The organism is Devosia sp. T2-14, from assembly GCF_055397495.1.
Map to the genome: position 1 here is coordinate 673,834 of NZ_AP027921.1, position 15,437 is coordinate 689,270.

Annotated in this window: 15 protein-coding genes; 5 read left to right on the top strand and 10 right to left on the bottom strand. The window is 63.1% G+C overall.

Annotated features, from left to right (window positions below):
• Positions 1 to 50: 50 nt before the first annotated feature.
• Entirely contained in the window at positions 51 to 689 is a 639-nt protein-coding gene (locus ACZ5WT_RS03315; RefSeq protein WP_464285969.1) for a DsbA family oxidoreductase, read from the bottom strand.
• A gap of 69 nt (positions 690 to 758) precedes the next feature.
• A complete protein-coding gene (locus ACZ5WT_RS03320) occupies positions 759 to 1,301 on the bottom strand; it encodes a hypothetical protein (protein WP_464285970.1) in 543 nt (180 codons plus the stop codon).
• Positions 1,302 to 1,595: 294 nt separating this feature from the next.
• On the opposite strand from ACZ5WT_RS03320, the gene ACZ5WT_RS03325 reads away from it, so the two are divergent.
• Together ACZ5WT_RS03325 and ACZ5WT_RS03330 are read left to right on the top strand one after the other, a co-directional pair.
• On the top strand, positions 1,596 to 1,802 hold the full coding sequence (locus tag ACZ5WT_RS03325) for a SlyX family protein (RefSeq protein WP_464285971.1): 207 nt from the start codon (positions 1,596 to 1,598) through the stop codon (positions 1,800 to 1,802).
• 76 nt (positions 1,803 to 1,878) lie between these two features.
• Positions 1,879 to 2,763, top strand: coding sequence for an AraC family transcriptional regulator (locus ACZ5WT_RS03330; RefSeq protein WP_464285972.1), 885 nt, complete (start codon positions 1,879 to 1,881; stop codon positions 2,761 to 2,763).
• Positions 2,764 to 2,818: 55 nt separating this feature from the next.
• Here the strand turns inward: ACZ5WT_RS03330 and ACZ5WT_RS03335 are convergent, their stop codons facing one another.
• From ACZ5WT_RS03335 to ACZ5WT_RS03360, 6 genes are all read right to left on the bottom strand, one after another.
• Positions 2,819 to 4,225: an NAD(P)(+) transhydrogenase (Re/Si-specific) subunit beta gene (locus ACZ5WT_RS03335; RefSeq protein ID WP_464285973.1), complete on the bottom strand. Its 1,407-nt coding sequence runs from the start codon at positions 4,223 to 4,225 to the stop codon at positions 2,819 to 2,821.
• Between the two features lie 4 nt (positions 4,226 to 4,229).
• Entirely contained in the window at positions 4,230 to 4,592 is a 363-nt protein-coding gene (locus ACZ5WT_RS03340; RefSeq protein WP_464285974.1) for a proton-translocating transhydrogenase family protein, read from the bottom strand.
• Positions 4,593 to 5,981, bottom strand: coding sequence for a Re/Si-specific NAD(P)(+) transhydrogenase subunit alpha (locus ACZ5WT_RS03345; RefSeq protein WP_464285975.1), 1,389 nt, complete (start codon positions 5,979 to 5,981; stop codon positions 4,593 to 4,595). It abuts the gene before it with no gap.
• Between the two features lie 63 nt (positions 5,982 to 6,044).
• Entirely contained in the window at positions 6,045 to 6,212 is a 168-nt protein-coding gene (locus tag ACZ5WT_RS03350) for an aa3-type cytochrome c oxidase subunit IV (protein ID WP_464285976.1), read from the bottom strand.
• Between the two features lie 51 nt (positions 6,213 to 6,263).
• A complete protein-coding gene (locus tag ACZ5WT_RS03355) occupies positions 6,264 to 8,066 on the bottom strand; it encodes a M3 family oligoendopeptidase (protein ID WP_464285977.1) in 1,803 nt (600 codons plus the stop codon).
• A 71-nt stretch (positions 8,067 to 8,137) separates the two neighbouring features.
• Complete coding sequence (locus tag ACZ5WT_RS03360) at positions 8,138 to 8,890, bottom strand: META domain-containing protein (protein WP_464285978.1); 753 nt, start codon at positions 8,888 to 8,890, stop codon at positions 8,138 to 8,140.
• Between the two features lie 160 nt (positions 8,891 to 9,050).
• On the opposite strand from ACZ5WT_RS03360, the gene ACZ5WT_RS03365 reads away from it, so the two are divergent.
• The gene (locus ACZ5WT_RS03365) at positions 9,051 to 10,535 is read left to right on the top strand and encodes a sigma-54-dependent transcriptional regulator (RefSeq protein WP_464285979.1); all 1,485 of its coding nucleotides are present in this window, start codon (positions 9,051 to 9,053) and stop codon (positions 10,533 to 10,535) included.
• 21 nt (positions 10,536 to 10,556) lie between these two features.
• Here the strand turns inward: ACZ5WT_RS03365 and ACZ5WT_RS03370 are convergent, their stop codons facing one another.
• Both ACZ5WT_RS03370 and ACZ5WT_RS03375 read right to left on the bottom strand, forming a co-directional pair.
• Positions 10,557 to 11,336 (bottom strand): DUF1684 domain-containing protein, encoded by a 780-nt coding sequence (locus ACZ5WT_RS03370; protein ID WP_464285980.1) that lies wholly within the window; start codon positions 11,334 to 11,336, stop codon positions 10,557 to 10,559.
• Between the two features lie 66 nt (positions 11,337 to 11,402).
• Positions 11,403 to 12,869, bottom strand: coding sequence for an aminotransferase class V-fold PLP-dependent enzyme (locus tag ACZ5WT_RS03375; protein ID WP_464285981.1), 1,467 nt, complete (start codon positions 12,867 to 12,869; stop codon positions 11,403 to 11,405).
• Positions 12,870 to 12,983: 114 nt separating this feature from the next.
• Here ACZ5WT_RS03375 and ACZ5WT_RS03380 point away from each other — a divergent pair, with 114 nt between their 5' ends.
• Together ACZ5WT_RS03380 and ACZ5WT_RS03385 are read left to right on the top strand one after the other, a co-directional pair.
• Positions 12,984 to 13,448 (top strand): Lrp/AsnC family transcriptional regulator, encoded by a 465-nt coding sequence (locus tag ACZ5WT_RS03380; protein ID WP_464285982.1) that lies wholly within the window; start codon positions 12,984 to 12,986, stop codon positions 13,446 to 13,448.
• Between the two features lie 175 nt (positions 13,449 to 13,623).
• A complete protein-coding gene (locus tag ACZ5WT_RS03385) occupies positions 13,624 to 15,321 on the top strand; it encodes a L,D-transpeptidase family protein (RefSeq protein WP_464285983.1) in 1,698 nt (565 codons plus the stop codon).
• Positions 15,322 to 15,437 lie beyond the last annotated feature (116 nt).

Here is a 15,437-nt window from a genome sequence, read left to right on the forward strand (position 1 = left end):
GCGACCTGACCCTACACCAATCCAGCGGCCCCCGCGCCAGCAGCAGTTTGCTAAAGCTCGGCGATGGTCTGGGCCAGTGCCCGCTCGAAAACTTCATCGGGCTGGGCGCCCGACAGGGCGTATTTCTCGCCAAAGATGAAGAACGGCACGCCGCGAATGCCTTGGGCGGCAGCGTCCGTTGCCAGCTGCTCGGTAATCGCCAGCTCGTTCTCGTCATTCATCGCGTCAAGGGCATCGCCCCGGTCAAAGCCGAACTCGACGGCGATATCGGCCAGCACGTTGTCATCGTTGATCTGGCGGTGCTCGAGGAAATAGGCATTGGCGATGGCATTGGCCAGCTCATGCTGGATGCCCAGCGGCTTGGCCAGCCGGGTGATGGTATGCGCCTTCTTGGTGGGGAACATGCGCGGTTGCTTGCTGAGGTCGAGTTCGACACCGGCCTTGCGGGCCTCGCCTTCGACGCGTTCCCACATCTCGCTGGGATCCTTGCCATAGCGCTCACGCAGCACATCGGCCACCACCACGCCTTCAGCGGGGGTGTTGGCGTCGAGATAGAAAGGGTGGTTTTCGACGACGACTTCAATGTCAGCGGGCAGAGCGGCAATGGCCCTGTCGAGGCGGGCAGACCCCACTACGCACCAGGGGCACACCACATCGGTGAAAACGTCAATCTTGAGAAGTTTGGTCATGGGCAAATCCTGTTTGCCCATCACATGGCGCGGATTGGCGTCTCCTGCAAGAACGCACGCCGAAGTAACCTAGCTGGCCGGGTGACTGTTGGTCACGGCAAAAGGCGGGGCCCAGGCGGCCGCGAAGCTGAGCCCGACAAGGGCGCTGAACCCCATCCAGGCGAGGCCCGGCGCCATGATTGCCGCAGCGCGAGGCTCGATGGCCCCCACGCGGACAACAGCCGCAAGGCCCAGAAGGAACAGCCCCATCGCCACCATGCTGAGCTGCACTGAATCCAGCGGCATGACGATGAAGGGGAAGATAATCGTGCCCGCGATCAGCGCCACCACCCACCAGCCGGCCTTGTGCCCGGCCGGGCCATGGGAAGCCACGAGCCAGCGCGCAATGCCAAACAGAGGCAGGCTGACGAGGTGCAAGGTTGCGCCGAGCCAGCCCGGCAGACCCATCGGCGAAAAGTAGAGCGGCGGATTGCCATTGGCTTCGGCAATGCCATTGACGATGGCGAATGCAGCCAGCGGCAGCGCCGCGCTGAGCACCAGGGCCAGGCCGCTATGCCAGTCCACATGCAGTGCCGAAGGATAACCAATTCTGCCCGTCGTACTGGTTGCCATGGTCGGCTCCCATTGTTGCCGTCGGAAGGAGCAATGCCGTCAACGCTAAAAGGGTTCCGTATACGTCAACGTGCTCGCACGCAGTTGAACAGCGTGGTCCCAGGTGCGGAATGAGCCGGACGGCTCCACCTGCTAGTCCCATCGACTTCAGGAGATGGGCACTAGCAGGTTCCGGCACCAGCATGGCCGCAATGGACGATCGCAGGGGTGTCGCCGGACACACCGCTTGAGGTATAGCCTAGTCACCCGCCCCGCGACGGTGGCCCAATCCCCAGAGCAGCGACGGAGCATGCCATGACTGAATTCAACGATCGCCTCGAGGCGCTCGAGGTGCGCATCGCATTTCAGGATCAGACGATCGAGGAGCTGAACGCCACCATCACCGCCCAGTGGCGGCAGATCGACCTGCTGACCCGCAAACTCGACCAGATGGAGCAGCAGGTGCGCAGTGGAGTGCATATCTCCGACCCCGCCACCGAGCCCCCGCCCCCGCATTACTGAGCGGACAACAACCGCAAGATCGGTCGAGAACGTCGGGACCCGGAGCGACTAGATGGAGGCGCCACGGAGGAAAACGATGACGGCGGCGCTACACAACTACCATGCCCGGATGCAGCGGGCGCTGGACCATATCGACCAGCATCTGGACGACGATCTCGACCTGGACACGGTCAGTCGCGTCGCGGCCTTCTCGAAGTTTCATTTTCACCGGCAGTTCGCGGCAACCTTCGAGTTGTCAGTGCATCGCTATGTCCAGCTGGCCCGCCTCCAGCGCGCCTCACAGCGGCTGGTCGGAGGTGACAGCCCGAGCGTCACCAGCATAGCGATGGACGCCGGTTATGAAGCACCTGACGCCTTTGCCCGCGCCTTCCGGAAACGGCTGGGGCAATCGCCATCATCCTTCCGCAAGTCTCCCGACTGGGAGCCGTGGCTTGTCGCCTTCGGGCCTCTCGACCAAGCCAGGAACAAGCTGATGAAGATTACCTTTGAAACCGATGACGTGACCATTCGCGACGTCCCCGATACGCCGGTGGCGATGATCGAACACCGGGGAGACCGGGCGACCATTCCCGAAACAAGGCAGCGTTTCCTTGCCTGGCGCAAGGCAATGGGCCTCTCCCCCGAAACCGCCGGCTCCTACATGGTATTCCGATCCGAACGGATACCGGACAACCCCGCCGACTATGCCATGGACCTCTGCGTCGAAACCAGGGGCCCGGTCGCGGAAAACGAATGGCAGGTGAAACCCGGCATGATCCCGGGCGGCCGCTGCGCGGTGTTGCGCTACCCCGGCAATAGCAACAACCTCGAGCCGGCCGGGCTCTACCTATATCGCGACTGGCTGCCCACCAGCGGCGAGGAAGCGCGCGACTTTCCGCTCTATGTACGGCGCCAGCTGTCGCTGATCCCCGACACCGGGGCCCACGACGTCGTGGTGGAACTGTTCCTGCCCCTGAAATAGCGCTGCGCAACAAAAAGGCCCGCCGAAGCGGGCCTTTTCAATTCTGGGACCTGGCCTAGTGGCCGAGCGCCTTGACGATATTCTCGGTCACCTTCTTGGCGTCGCCGAACAGCATCATGGTGTTGTCGCGGAAGAACAGCTCGTTCTGCACGCCAGCATAGCCTGCTGCCATGCCGCGCTTGATGAACAGCACCGTGCCCGCGTCTTCGACGTTCAGGACCGGCATGCCGTAGATCGGCGAGGTCTTGTCGGTTTTGGCCGAAGGGTTGGTCACGTCGTTGGCGCCGATAACGAAGGCAACGTCGGCCTGGCTGAATTCCGAGTTGATGTCTTCAAGCTCGAACACTTCATCATAGGGCACGTTGGCTTCGGCCAGCAGCACGTTCATGTGGCCAGGCATACGACCGGCAACCGGGTGAATGGCGTACTTCACTTCGACGCCAGCCGCCTTGAGCATGTCGCTCATTTCGCGCAGGGCGTGCTGAGCCTGAGCCACAGCCATGCCGTAACCGGGCACGATGATGACCTTGCCGGCATTCTTCATCAGGAAGGCCGCGTCGTCTGCTGCGCCCTGCTTGACCGGACGGGTTTCTTCTTCGGCCGAGCCAGCAGCGCTGGAATCGGCGCCAAAGCCACCCAGGATCACCGAGATGAAGCTGCGATTCATGGCCTTGCACATGATGTAGGACAGGATCGCACCCGACGAACCCACCAGCGCACCGGTGATGATCAGGGCGGTGTTGCCCAGCGTGAAGCCGATGCCGGCTGCCGCCCAACCCGAATAGGAGTTGAGCATCGAGACGACCACGGGCATGTCCGCGCCACCGATCGGGATGATCATCAGGCCGCCCAGCACCAGGGCCAGCACGGTGATGACCCAGAACAGGGTCGGATCGGCATTCTGCGTGAACGCGACCACGAGGCCGATGATCACCAGCGCCAGCACGATGTGGATCGCGTGACGGGCCGGCAGCATGATGGGCTTGCCGCCCATATTGCCGTTCAGCTTGAGGAAGGCGATGACCGAGCCGGTGAAGGTGAAGGCACCAATGGCGGTACCGATCGACATTTCGACCAGCGCCTGAGCGTGGATGTGGCCCACGTCACCGATGCCGAAGGCGACCGGAGCGTAGAGCGCAGCAGCAGCCACGAACACGGCGGCCAGACCAACCAGCGAGTGGAAGGCAGCAACCAGCTGGGGCATGTCGGTCATTTTTACCGTGCGGGCCATGTAGGCGCCGATACCGCCACCGATGGCGATGCCACCGACGATCAGCGCCCAACTTTCCCAGTCAGACGGGGCAGCGACCAGCAGCGTGGTGACAATGGCAATGCCCATGCCGACCATGCCGAACATGTTGCCGCGGCGCGACGACTTGGGGCTCGAAAGCCCGTGCAGCGCCAGGATGAACAGGACCCCCGAAACCAGATACAGGAGGGCTGAGATATCTCCAGAGATCATCTAATCAACCCTTCTTCTTGTACATTGCCAGCATGCGCTGGGTGACGAGAAACCCGCCAAAAATGTTCACGCTGGCAAAGACCAAGGCGATGAAGCCAAAGATCTTGGATTCCCAGCTACCGCCGGAAACCAGGCTCACGCCCACAGCCAGCAGCGCACCGACCACGATCACCGAGGAGATCGCGTTGGTCACGCTCATCAGCGGGGTATGCAGGGCCGGGGTAACCGACCAGACGACGAAATATCCGACAAAGATCGCCAGTACGAAAATGGCGAGGCGGAAGGTGAAGGGATCGATGACCCCGCCGGTTGCAGTCGACACCGCAGCGGCAATCACATCGGCAGTTTGTTCAGCCGTTGCTTCCATTTACTTGGCTCCCTTGGGTGCTGCTGGCTTGGCTGCCGCCGTCTTGGCCGCGGCAGGCTTCTTGGCCGCAGCCGGTTTTTTGGCAGGTGCAGCGGCGTCGGCAGCGGCGGGCGCAGCCTTCTTCGCGGCAGGCTTGGCTGCCGGAGCAGCTTCAGCGGCAGCGCCTTCGGCGGCCTTGGTGGCAGCCTTCTTGGCGGCAGGCTTCTTGGCAGGTGCGGCTTCAGCTGCCGCTGCAGCAGCCGGCTTGGCTTCGGCGGCAGGTGCGGCAAAGCTCGGATGAACCACGGCACCATCGCGCGTCAGCACGGTTGCCTTGACCAGTTCGTCATCCCAGTTGACGGCCAGTGCCTTGGTCGTCTTGTCGACCAGCGTCTCGAGGAAGGCCAGCAGGTTACGGGCGTAGAGCTGGCTGGCAGTGGTCGGGATGCGACCCTGAACGTTGGTGTAGCCAATGATCTTGACGCCGTTGTGCTCGACAACCTTCCCGGGCACGGTCAGCTCGACGTTGCCGCCGCGCTCGGCAGCAAGGTCGACGATCACCGAACCGGGCGCCATCGACTCGATCATCGCCTTGCTGATCAGCCGCGGCGCTGGGCGACCCGGGATCAGGGCGGTGGTGATGACGATGTCCTGCTTGGCAATGTGCTGGGCAGTGAGTTCGGCCTGCTTGGCCTGGTACTCGGCGCTCATCTGCTTGGCGTAGCCGCCAGCGGTTTCGGCCTGCTTGAATTCTTCGTCTTCGACGGCAACGAACTTGCCGCCCAGGGACTCAACCTGTTCCTTGGCGGCCGGACGCACGTCGGTCGCCGACACCACGGCGCCAAGGCGCTTGGCTGTCGCGATCGCCTGCAGACCGGCAACACCGGCACCCATGACGAAGGCCTTGGCCGGACGCACGGTACCGGCAGCGGTCATCATCATCGGCATGGCGCGGTCAAATTCTGCCGCTGCCTCAATGACGCCCTGATAGCCGGCCAAGTTGGCCTGCGAGGACAGGATATCCATCACCTGCGCACGGGTAATGCGCGGCATGAACTCCATCGACACGGCCGTCACACCGGCCTTGGCCAGCGCAGCGACGTCTTTGTCGTTGCCATAGGGGTCGAGTGCACCGATGACCAGCGCGCCCTTGGCAACGCCGGAAAGCGAAGCGGCAGCCGGCCGCCGGACGGTCAGAACGACCTCGGCGCCCTTGAGGGCAGCTTCAGCGCTGGCTGCAATGGTCGCACCAGCGGTTTCATAGTCTTTGTCGAGAATGCGCGAGCCAAGCCCGGCACCCTTTTCTACCGATACGCTGGCGCCGAGCGCAATCAGCTTGCCGACCGTTTCGGGGGTAGCCGCTACGCGGTTCTCTCCCTCGAAACGTTCACGGACGATGGCAATTTTCATGAAAGTCTCCTGCCCGCCTGCCCGACGGACAGGCTCGATTCAAGTGCCCGTAATTTCGCTAAATCAAGGTTTGATAAGGAAATAAAGGATGATGATGGATACAGCGATCGCAACGGCGGTCCATTTGAAGCCAGTGATGAAACCGTTGTAGGTCGCTTCGTGCTGTGCGTAGTCCATCGGGGATTCCAGCTGAAGCTCGGAGTGATGTTCGGGGCGGTGTTTAGTGGCCATGTCGTCCTCGTTAGTCCAGTAATCTCAAAGTCTATCAGCCGAAAGTCGCAGTCAGGGAGACGTCGCTTCCAGTTCGTCGATGAGCCCTTCGATCATGGAAAGGCCCAGCGACCAGAATTGGGGGTCTTTGGCATCCAGACCGAACGGCGCCAGCAGCTCGGAATGGTGCTTGCTGCCGCCAGCTTTCAGCAGCTCGAAATAGCGCTCTGCAAAGCCCTCATTGGCTTTCTCATACTGTGCGTAGAGCGAGTTCACAAGGCAGTCACCAAAGGCATAGGCATAGACGTAGAAGGGCGAGTGGATGAAGTGTGGAATATAGGCCCAGAACACCTCATAGCCTTCGTTGGAAACGATGGCGTCGCCTAGCGATTCCGCCTGCACGTCGAGCCAGATCTGGTTGATTTCCTCGGCCCGCAATTCACCCTGCCGGCGAGCGGTGTGAACGCGCCTTTCGAAGGTGTAGAAGGCGATTTGCCGCACCACAGTATTCAGCATGTCCTCGACCTTGCCCGACAACAGGGCGAAGCGCTGCTTGGGATCGGTGGTGCCATTGAGCAGGTGTCGGAAGGTCAGCATTTCGCCAAATACACTGGCGGTCTCGGCCAGCGTGAGGGGCGTGTTGGCCAGGATGGGGCCCTGCGCCGCCGCAAGCCGTTGGTGCACGCCATGGCCAAGCTCGTGGGCCAGCGTCATGATATCGCGGGTCCGGCCCAGATAGTTCAGCATTAGGTAGGGATGGGCGCTGGGAACGGTCGGATGCGCGAAGGCGCCAGAGAGCTTGCCGTCGCCCGTCGGCGCATCGATCCAGCCTGAATTGAAGAAGGGCCGCGCCACTTCGGCGAGTTCGGGCGAGAACTTGCCATAGGCTTCCATGACGGTGGAAACGGCGCTGTCCCAGTCCCAGACGCGCTCGTCGCTGGTCGGCAGCGGCGCGTTGCGGTCCCAGGCATTGAGCTTGTCCTTGCCGAACCACTTGGCCTTCATCCGGTAGTAGCGGTGGCTGAGGCGCGGATAGGCATCCTGCACCGCCTTCTGCAGCGCATCGACCACCTCGCGTTCGACCGAATTGGCCATGTGGCGGCTGTCGGCAATGTCCTCGTAGCCGCGCCAGCGATCGGAGATTTCCTTGTCCTTGGCCAGTACATTGGTGATGTGCGTGAAAAGCCGCGTATTGGCCGACAGCGTCTTGCTCAGGGCTCTGAAGGCGCTTTCGCGCTTCTTCTCGTCCTTCTCGCTGAGCAGATGCAGCGTTGATTCCATGTTCAGCGTTTCGCCATCCACCTCGAATTCGAGGCTCGACAGCGTTTCGTCGAACAGGCGATTCCACGCCGAAAACGCCGTCACTGACTTGTCGTGGAACAGTTCCTCGAGCTTGTCGTCGAGCTGGTAGGGCTTGGCCTTGCGCAGCTCGGCAAACCAGGTGCGGTAGCGAGCCAGTTCAGAGTCCTGCGCAAAGGCCGCTTCGAGGTCTGCATCCTCGATCCGGTTCAGTTCCAGTTCGAAGAACAGCACCTTGGTCGACAGGTTGGTCAGCGCCTCGTTGGTGTCGCCCATGAACTTGGCCCGATCAGGATCGGTCGACTTCTGCGCATATTGAAGGAAGGCGAACGAGCCGAGGCGCCCGCTGACATCGCCCAGCGCCTCGCTGTCCTTGATCGCCTCGACCAGGCGCCCGGCCTTGGTCAGCTCGATCAGCTTGCCCTTGTAATTGGCTTCGAACCGGCTCGCCTCGGCCTTCGCCTTTTCGAGGTCCGCCTTGAACGCCGCGCTGTCCCCGCCGGGATAAAGGTCCGAGAGATCCCACACCGGCAGGTTGCCGAACTGGTTGTGGCCTTTCTGGGCGGTGGCGGTCATGGCTGGTCTCCGGCTGGTCCGATTTTGCGCGGACCTTAGCCAGCCATGGCTGCGCTGTGAAGGGCTCGCGGCTAAAGCGCCGCCAGCACTACTAGCTCGTCGTGGGCATCATCAAGCAGCACCAGCTTGCCCTGCGTCCGGTCCAGGCGGAAGGCAGCGACCTTGCCCAGCGCGGCGAAGAACTTCTGCTCCTGATCCATCTGCGCTGGGGTGCAGGCCATGTTGGTGGCCGCCATCGGGCCGAAACGCAGCGCGCTGCCATCGATCGTGGCGCTGCCCGAAAAACGGTTGCAGCCACCGCTGCCATGCACCGTGCCATCCGCGGCAATGGTCAGCGTGGTCTGGGCATAGTCCATAACCCCGCCACCGGCGATGTCTTCAGCCAGCCATTCGCCAACAGCCGAGGCATCCGGCAGGTCCTGCTTCATGACGCGCTCCACCATGATGTCGGTGGCATCAGGTCCATCGCCGAACACCGCATGCTGCGTCGTGGAAATGAACAGCAACTCGTCACCATCGGTGATGCGGGCGGCAACAGCATAGCGATGCCCCGGCAGGATGTCGCTGGGGTCGTAGGCGATGGCATAGTGGTATGGCGGCGACGCGCCCTCCGCAGTCGTCTCGCCCAGCACCTTGGCCGGCGCATCGGCCAGGGATACGTCGAGCAGTTGCACCCGCACGCTCGCCGTGACCGGCAGCATGATGCGCTCGCGATAGCTGACCGTACCGGTGAGCACCGCCCCGTCTGCCATCGCCGCACCCGCCCCCAGTGTCATGATTGCCACCATCGCGGCCACCCATTTGCTCAAAGTTCTGCCGGGCATGAACCATCTCCGTTTTCGATCGTTCCAGAGTAGTGCCCGCCTCTTCCGGCGTCCATCGACCGGGAAATTCCCTATGATTAACACCCTCTTAAGCACAGCATCGCATCCTTCTCCCAAAACGGCACACGATTCGATGTCGACCAATTAGGCTGGAGTTTGGATGACGCGCGTTCTGGTGGTGGATGATGATCCGGTTCAACTGCGCCTCACGGCAGAGGTCGCCAACCGGGCCGGGTTCAAGCCGCTGACCGCCACCGGCGGCGAGCAGGCGCTGTCGATGCTGCGCGAGGATCGCAATATCGGCGCCATGATTCTCGACCTCGTCATGCCCGACCTCGATGGCATGGGCGTGATGGACGCCATGCGCCGCGAAGGCCTCAACACCCCCGTCATCATCCAGACTGCCACCGCGTCGCTGGAAACCGTCATTTCGGCCATGCGCAACGGCGCCGCCGACTATTTCGTCAAGCCGGTCTCGCCCGAGCGCCTCGTCATCTCGCTGCGCAACGCCATGAAGCTCGACGCGCTTGAAGCCGCTATCCGCTCGGAGCGCTCGCGCCGCGCTGGCACCTTCTCCGCCGCCGACATGATTGCGCGAGCCCCCGCCATGGCGCGCGTGCTCTCGCTCTGCGCCAAGGCCGGAAAATCATCCATCCCCGTGCTGATCGAAGGGGAAACCGGCGTCGGCAAGGAACTGGTCGCCCGCATCATCCAGGGCAATGGCGACCGCGCCGGCAAGCCATTCGTCACCGTCAATTGCGGGGCCATTCCGCCCAATCTGGTGGAGTCCGTACTGTTCGGGCACAAAAAGGGGGCCTTTACCGGCGCAGTATCCGACCAGCCGGGCAAGTTCACCGAGGCCCATAACGGCACGCTGTTCCTCGATGAGGTAGGCGAGCTGCCGCTCGAAACCCAAGTCAAGCTGCTCCGCGCCCTGCAGGAGGGCGAAATCGAGCCCGTGGGCGCAACGCGCTCGGAACGGGTCAATGTGCGGGTGATTTCGGCGACCAACCGGCGCCTGCTCAACCTAGCAAAATCCGGCGAGTTCCGCGAGGATCTCTACTATCGTCTCAACGTCTTCCCGATCTATGTGCCGCCGCTGCGCGACCGCATGGAGGACGTCCCGGCCCTCGTCACCATGTTCATCGCCCGCTTCGCGGCCGAGGCCGGCAAGCGCGTGCTGGGCATCGAGCCCGCAGCACTGGACCTGCTGCTGAACTATGACTGGCCCGGCAATGTGCGCCAGCTGGAGAATGCGGTGTACCGCGCCGTGGTGCTCACCGACGGCGCCTTCCTCGACACCATCGATTTCCCGCAGATCGTGGCGCAGGCCGCAGGCCGTGACACCGCGCACAAGGCCATCGAAGCCGTACCGGTGCCCGATGGCCCGGTGCATATCGACACTGCCACGACCCGCCAGCGCGCCGCGTTCGAACAGCCCGCTGTTCCAGATCGCTTCCTCGATGAAAGCGGGGAGATCGCGGCGCTGGCCGATATCGAACGCGCCGCCATCGTCTTTGCGATCGCCCACCATGGCGGCCGCATGTCACGCGTGGCCCGCGCCCTCAAGATCGGCCGCTCGACGCTCTATCGCAAGCTGCACGAATACGGGCTCGCCGAAGAACTGATCAACGACGCGGCCTGACCGCGTCGTCGTCCCCTCCCCTCAGAGTGGCTTGAGCTCTCCCGCCGCGACGCGGACGGGCAGCACATTGTGCTGCGGCGGCATCGGGCACAGGGCGTGGCTGGTGAAGGCGCAGGGCGGGTTGAACGTCTTGTTGAAGTCCAGCGTCACCTGATCGTCGGTGCGGTTTTCGCCATAGACAAAACGCGCCGCGCTATAGGTTTCACCGTCGCCGGTCCGGTCCTTGAACACGAACATCGGCTTTTCGTAGGTGCCGTGCGTCAACAGCAGCGACAGGTTCGTCCCGGCATGGCTGAACTCGGCGCGATGGGTTACGGTCACCGTTGTTGGAATGCCCGCGGCCGTATCGATCTCAATGTCGAGGGGGCTATCCAGGGCCACCAACCGGGCCGTGACGCGCCAGCTGGGATCGACCGGAAAGCTGGCAATGCCGGGAAAGCTCGACGCCGGATTGGCATCGCGATCGCGGACCCGGATTGAGCGCCGCCCGTTGAGCAGATGAATCTCGATCAACACGCTGCCAAGCTGCTGGCTCTGCGACGCCTCGCTGGCCGGGAAATGCAGGGGCGGCAAGCCATTGGCCGACGTGATCGTCACCACGCCCTCGGCATCCATGGCCACGGTTCCGATATGGGCCGGTCCCCCACTCAGCACCACGTCATTGCCGGGAGCCGAGCCCAGCGTGATCGTGCCCGGCGACAACCAGGCGCGGCCAACCAGATTGAGCCAGCCCGTCTCGGCCATCAGGTTCTTGAGGCGCGTGGCACGCCATGCATCGATTTCGACGGAGTAGTCGGACACGTCGGCTCCTTGCGCCGGAACGGCGCAGATTTAGTTTTCGGTTGCGGTGGTGTACGCCGGCGGCCGTCAGGCTGCCGGCTTGAGGGGGGCGGCGCGCGCCGTCTTAGTGTCCAGCAGATACATGTCCGCCATCGGATAGGGATTGCGGGCCAGCTCATCAACCGAGGCGATGATGCGGTCGGCCTTGGTGTCGTCGAGCAGCGCGCTGAAATTCAGCCGCGTCCAGCCGGGCTTTTCCGACTCGACACCGCTGAGAATGGCCTGGCGCATGGCGTCGGACTTCTGCGGATCGATCCCCAGCAGGCGGTGCGCATAGGGACCGGCGCAGGCACAGCCACCGCGCGCCTGGATGCCATAACAGTCGCTCAGCATCCGGGTAAATAGCTGCTGGTGGATATGGCCGCCCGAATGCGAATCGCGCACCCGGAACGAGAATATCGGCAGCCGCTGCCCACGCCCCACGCCCAGCAGCTCGATATTGGGGTTGTTCCGCCACACGCTGATTGCCCTGGCATTCAGCTCGGCATGGCGCGCGTCGAGAAACTCCTGGCCGATGGCCTCCTTGACGAGGAAAGCCAGTGCAGCACGGATATCGCCGACCACATTGGGCGTACCGGCTTCTTCGCGGGTCACCAGGTCGCTCGAATAATCGTGCTTGGTCGGGGAAACGAACCGCACGGTACCACCGCCAGGCGAGACCGGACGGTCGCGATGGGTCACATCCCGTCGCACGATCGTCACGCCCGAGGCCGATGGACCGCCGAGGAACTTGTGCGCCGAGAGCACCACCGCGTCCTTGGCGAATGCAGTGCCCACACGCATGTCGATGCTGAGATAGGGCGCGCCGCCCGCATAGTCCCACACCGATAGCACATTGTGCCGCCGCAGCAGGCCGGTGACGGCGTCCGTGTCGGTCATGATGCCGGTGACGTTGGACGCGGCCGAGAACGAGCCGACGCGCAGCATGCGATCGGCGGTCGCGGCCAACAGGGCTTCAAGCTGCTCAAGGTCAGGGCCGCCCGTGGCCGCCTCGTCGATTTCGATCACTTCGGCGCCGCTTTCGCGCCAGGGCAGGATATTGGAATGGTGCTCGTAGGGGCCGATGAAGACCACCGGCCGCTCGCCGCGCGCCACGGCTTCGGGAATTCCGAAAAGCTGCACCAGCTTGTTGAGGCCAGCCGTGGCCCCCGAGCCGGCAAAAATCACGGCATGCTCGTCGGTGGCGCCGGTCAGCCGAGCGATCACCGCCCGCGCCTCGCGCCGCATCCGCGTCATCGAGGCGCCGCAGAACGAGGCCTCGGTGTGACTATTGGCATAGAAGGGCAGCACCTCTTCCATGACGAAGGTCTCGATCTGGCGCAGCGCCCGGCCCGAAGCGACATAGTCGGCATAGACCAGCGGATGGTCGCCAAACGGCCCCGGCACGGCCACGCCTTCACCGATCACGCCGGCGCGCAACCGGGCGATCAGGTCGGGCCCCTGCAGGCTCGCGGCGAAGCGGGCCAGCGGCGTATCCGGTGTGTTCAATGTCATGTCTGGCCCATCCCTTTAGTCACCGGATCAACGGCGCGATGATAGGAGCCAACAAACCGCGCAAACAATCGCTATCTTGATTGCAAACAACCCACAATTGGGTCAAATGACCACATGGATAAGCCAAAACTGGATAATATCGATCGCGCCATCCTGCGCGCCCTGCAGTCGGATTCCTCGCTGTCGCAACGCGACCTCGCCGAGGTCGTCGGCCTGTCGCAAAATGCCTGCTGGCGGCGCCTCAAGGCCATCGAGGAGAGCGGGCTGATCGAGCGGCACACGATCAAGCTCAACCCTTCCCGGGTGGGGCTGGGCCTCACGGTTTTCGTGATGGTGCGCACTAGGCATCACTCGCGCGAATGGCTGGAAACCTTCCGCCGCGCCGTCACCGCCATTCCCAATGTGATCGATTTTTACCGCATCGCCGGGGACTACGATTACATGCTCAAGGTCATGGCCGAGGACATGAACGCCTATGACCGCGTCTACCAGCAGCTCATCGAAAGGACCGAGCTCGACGCGGTGACCTCCTACATCACGATGGAAGCCATTGCCGACCAGCGCAACCTGCCGGTCTGAGCGCCCCTCCGGCCGCCAGCGTTGCCGCCACACCACAGATGCTCCTCACGACTTTGCGATCGATTGCTCCCGTTAAGGTTTGCAGAGTATTGAATTTTGGTGCGGAAGCCGGTCGCTGAGTCCTTGTTTGGGCCGGTAGCGCGACCGTCGGAGCGTTGCCGTGCATGGAGTTCAGATGAAGAAGATCCTGGTCTGCTTTTTCGCCGCCTCTCTCGGCGTCACTGGTGCCCTGCCCGTTTCAGCCCAGGAAGTGGCAGGCCTTGCAGCCTCGCCCGTCATCATCGCCCCGCCGCAAACCCCGCTGGCTCACACCATCAAGACCGGGCTGTCCGCCAGCTATTATGGCGCGACCAAGGACAGCGTGGCCTATAATGAAGGTCAGAAGCTCTACTTTTTCTACGGCAGCCGCCACTTCGAGCCGATCTGGCTCGATACCGCAGCCAATGGCGACGTGAGCTTTTCCGCCCCCGCCCAGAAAATCCTCAAGCTGTTCGAGAACGCGGCCAGCGAAGGCCTGCGTCCGAGCGACTATCTGACGCCCGATCTCAATCCCGCTGGTGCCAAGGGCGATCCGCTCAAGCTCGCGGCGCTGGAAACCGCGTTTTCCGGCGCGACCCTGCGCTACGCCACCCACCTCTATAACGGCCGCATCGTGCCGCAGTCGGTCAGCGACCAGTTCGACATTGCGCCGAAGAAGCTCGATACCGCGGCCCTGCTGATCGAACTGGCCTCAAGCCCCGATCCGGTCGCCGTGCTCGCGGCGCTCGAACCAACCCACCCGGAATTCCTCGCGCTCAAGGCCGCACTTGCGACCTTTGACGATAAGGCCGCCTCCCGCCCGATGCAGATTGCCGCTGGCCCCACGCTCAAGCCCGGCATGAGCGATGCCCGCGTCCCTGCGCTGCGCACCCGCCTCAAGCTGACGCCCGTCGATGGCCTCGTCTATGACGATGCCCTGGTCGAGGCGATGAAGAGCTTCCAGCGCAGCCTCGAACTCGACGTCGATGGCGTCATGGGCCCGGCGACGCTAGCCGCCCTCAATGGCGGTGCGCCGGTCACCCGCGCCGACATCATCGCCAATATGGAGCGCTGGCGCTGGATGCCGCGCGACCTGGGCGCCTTCAACGTGATGGTCAACATTCCCGAATACCGCCTGGCCATCCAGCGCAACGGGCAGGAGGAATATGCTACCCGCGTTGTGGTCGGCTCGATCAAGAACCAGACGCCGATCTTCTCGGACAATATCCGCCACGTCGTGGTGAATCCCTATTGGAACGTCCCCAGCTCGATCATCAAGGGCGAGGTCGCCCCGGCCGTGCTGAACAATCCTGGCTATATCGACCGCCAGAACATGGACCTGCTCTACAATGGCACCCCGGTCAGCCCCTGGCAGGTGGACTGGTCGCAGGTCAGCGCGTCCAACTTCCCGTTTCGCGTGCGCCAGCGCCCGGGCCCGGGCAATTCGCTGGGCCAGATCAAGTTCCTGTTCCCCAACAAGCACGACGTCTATCTGCACGACACCCCATCCAAGGGCCTGTTTTCGCGCGCAGCGCGCGCGCTGAGCCATGGCTGTGTGCGCGTGCAGAACCCGATGGAATTTGCCGACGCGCTGATGGCCAATGAAAGCAAGATCAGCCGCACCTCGCTCGAGGCCATGTTCGGCCCCAACGAGCGCTGGGTGAACCCGGAAAAGCAGATCCCGGTGCACCTGACCTATTTCACCCTGCGGGTTGGTGCCGATGGCACGCTCAAGTCCTTCGGTGACGTCTATGGCCACAATGGCAAGCTGATTGCGGCCATGGGCCTCAACAAGCCCGCCATCGCTCCCGAAGTGATGGCAGAGGCCGCGCCGATTGGCGAACTCTCCCCGTAACAGCACCTCTATTGCAGCGATTTTGAACCAGCCCTCCCCGAGGAGAGCTGGTTTTTTTGATGCCGTTGGCAGCCCCAGCCCGTTAACCCGAGCTTTACAATTTCGCCTTGGTTGCG

Coding starts and splice junctions, on each gene's coding strand:
- ACZ5WT_RS03355 (WP_464285977.1), bottom strand. CDS start 8,066: ATGACCGCCACCGCCCAGAAAGGCCACAACCAGTTCGGCAACCTGCCG.
- ACZ5WT_RS03320 (WP_464285970.1), bottom strand. CDS start 1,301: ATGGCAACCAGTACGACGGGCAGAATTGGTTATCCTTCGGCACTGCAT.
- ACZ5WT_RS03330 (WP_464285972.1), top strand. CDS start 1,879: ATGACGGCGGCGCTACACAACTACCATGCCCGGATGCAGCGGGCGCTG.
- ACZ5WT_RS03375 (WP_464285981.1), bottom strand. CDS start 12,869: ATGACATTGAACACACCGGATACGCCGCTGGCCCGCTTCGCCGCGAGC.
- ACZ5WT_RS03340 (WP_464285974.1), bottom strand. CDS start 4,592: ATGGAAGCAACGGCTGAACAAACTGCCGATGTGATTGCCGCTGCGGTG.
- ACZ5WT_RS03325 (WP_464285971.1), top strand. CDS start 1,596: ATGACTGAATTCAACGATCGCCTCGAGGCGCTCGAGGTGCGCATCGCA.
- ACZ5WT_RS03350 (WP_464285976.1), bottom strand. CDS start 6,212: ATGGCCACTAAACACCGCCCCGAACATCACTCCGAGCTTCAGCTGGAA.
- ACZ5WT_RS03380 (WP_464285982.1), top strand. CDS start 12,984: ATGGATAAGCCAAAACTGGATAATATCGATCGCGCCATCCTGCGCGCC.
- ACZ5WT_RS03345 (WP_464285975.1), bottom strand. CDS start 5,981: ATGAAAATTGCCATCGTCCGTGAACGTTTCGAGGGAGAGAACCGCGTA.
- ACZ5WT_RS03385 (WP_464285983.1), top strand. CDS start 13,624: ATGAAGAAGATCCTGGTCTGCTTTTTCGCCGCCTCTCTCGGCGTCACT.
- ACZ5WT_RS03360 (WP_464285978.1), bottom strand. CDS start 8,890: ATGCCCGGCAGAACTTTGAGCAAATGGGTGGCCGCGATGGTGGCAATC.
- ACZ5WT_RS03365 (WP_464285979.1), top strand. CDS start 9,051: ATGACGCGCGTTCTGGTGGTGGATGATGATCCGGTTCAACTGCGCCTC.
- ACZ5WT_RS03335 (WP_464285973.1), bottom strand. CDS start 4,225: ATGATCTCTGGAGATATCTCAGCCCTCCTGTATCTGGTTTCGGGGGTC.
- ACZ5WT_RS03315 (WP_464285969.1), bottom strand. CDS start 689: ATGACCAAACTTCTCAAGATTGACGTTTTCACCGATGTGGTGTGCCCC.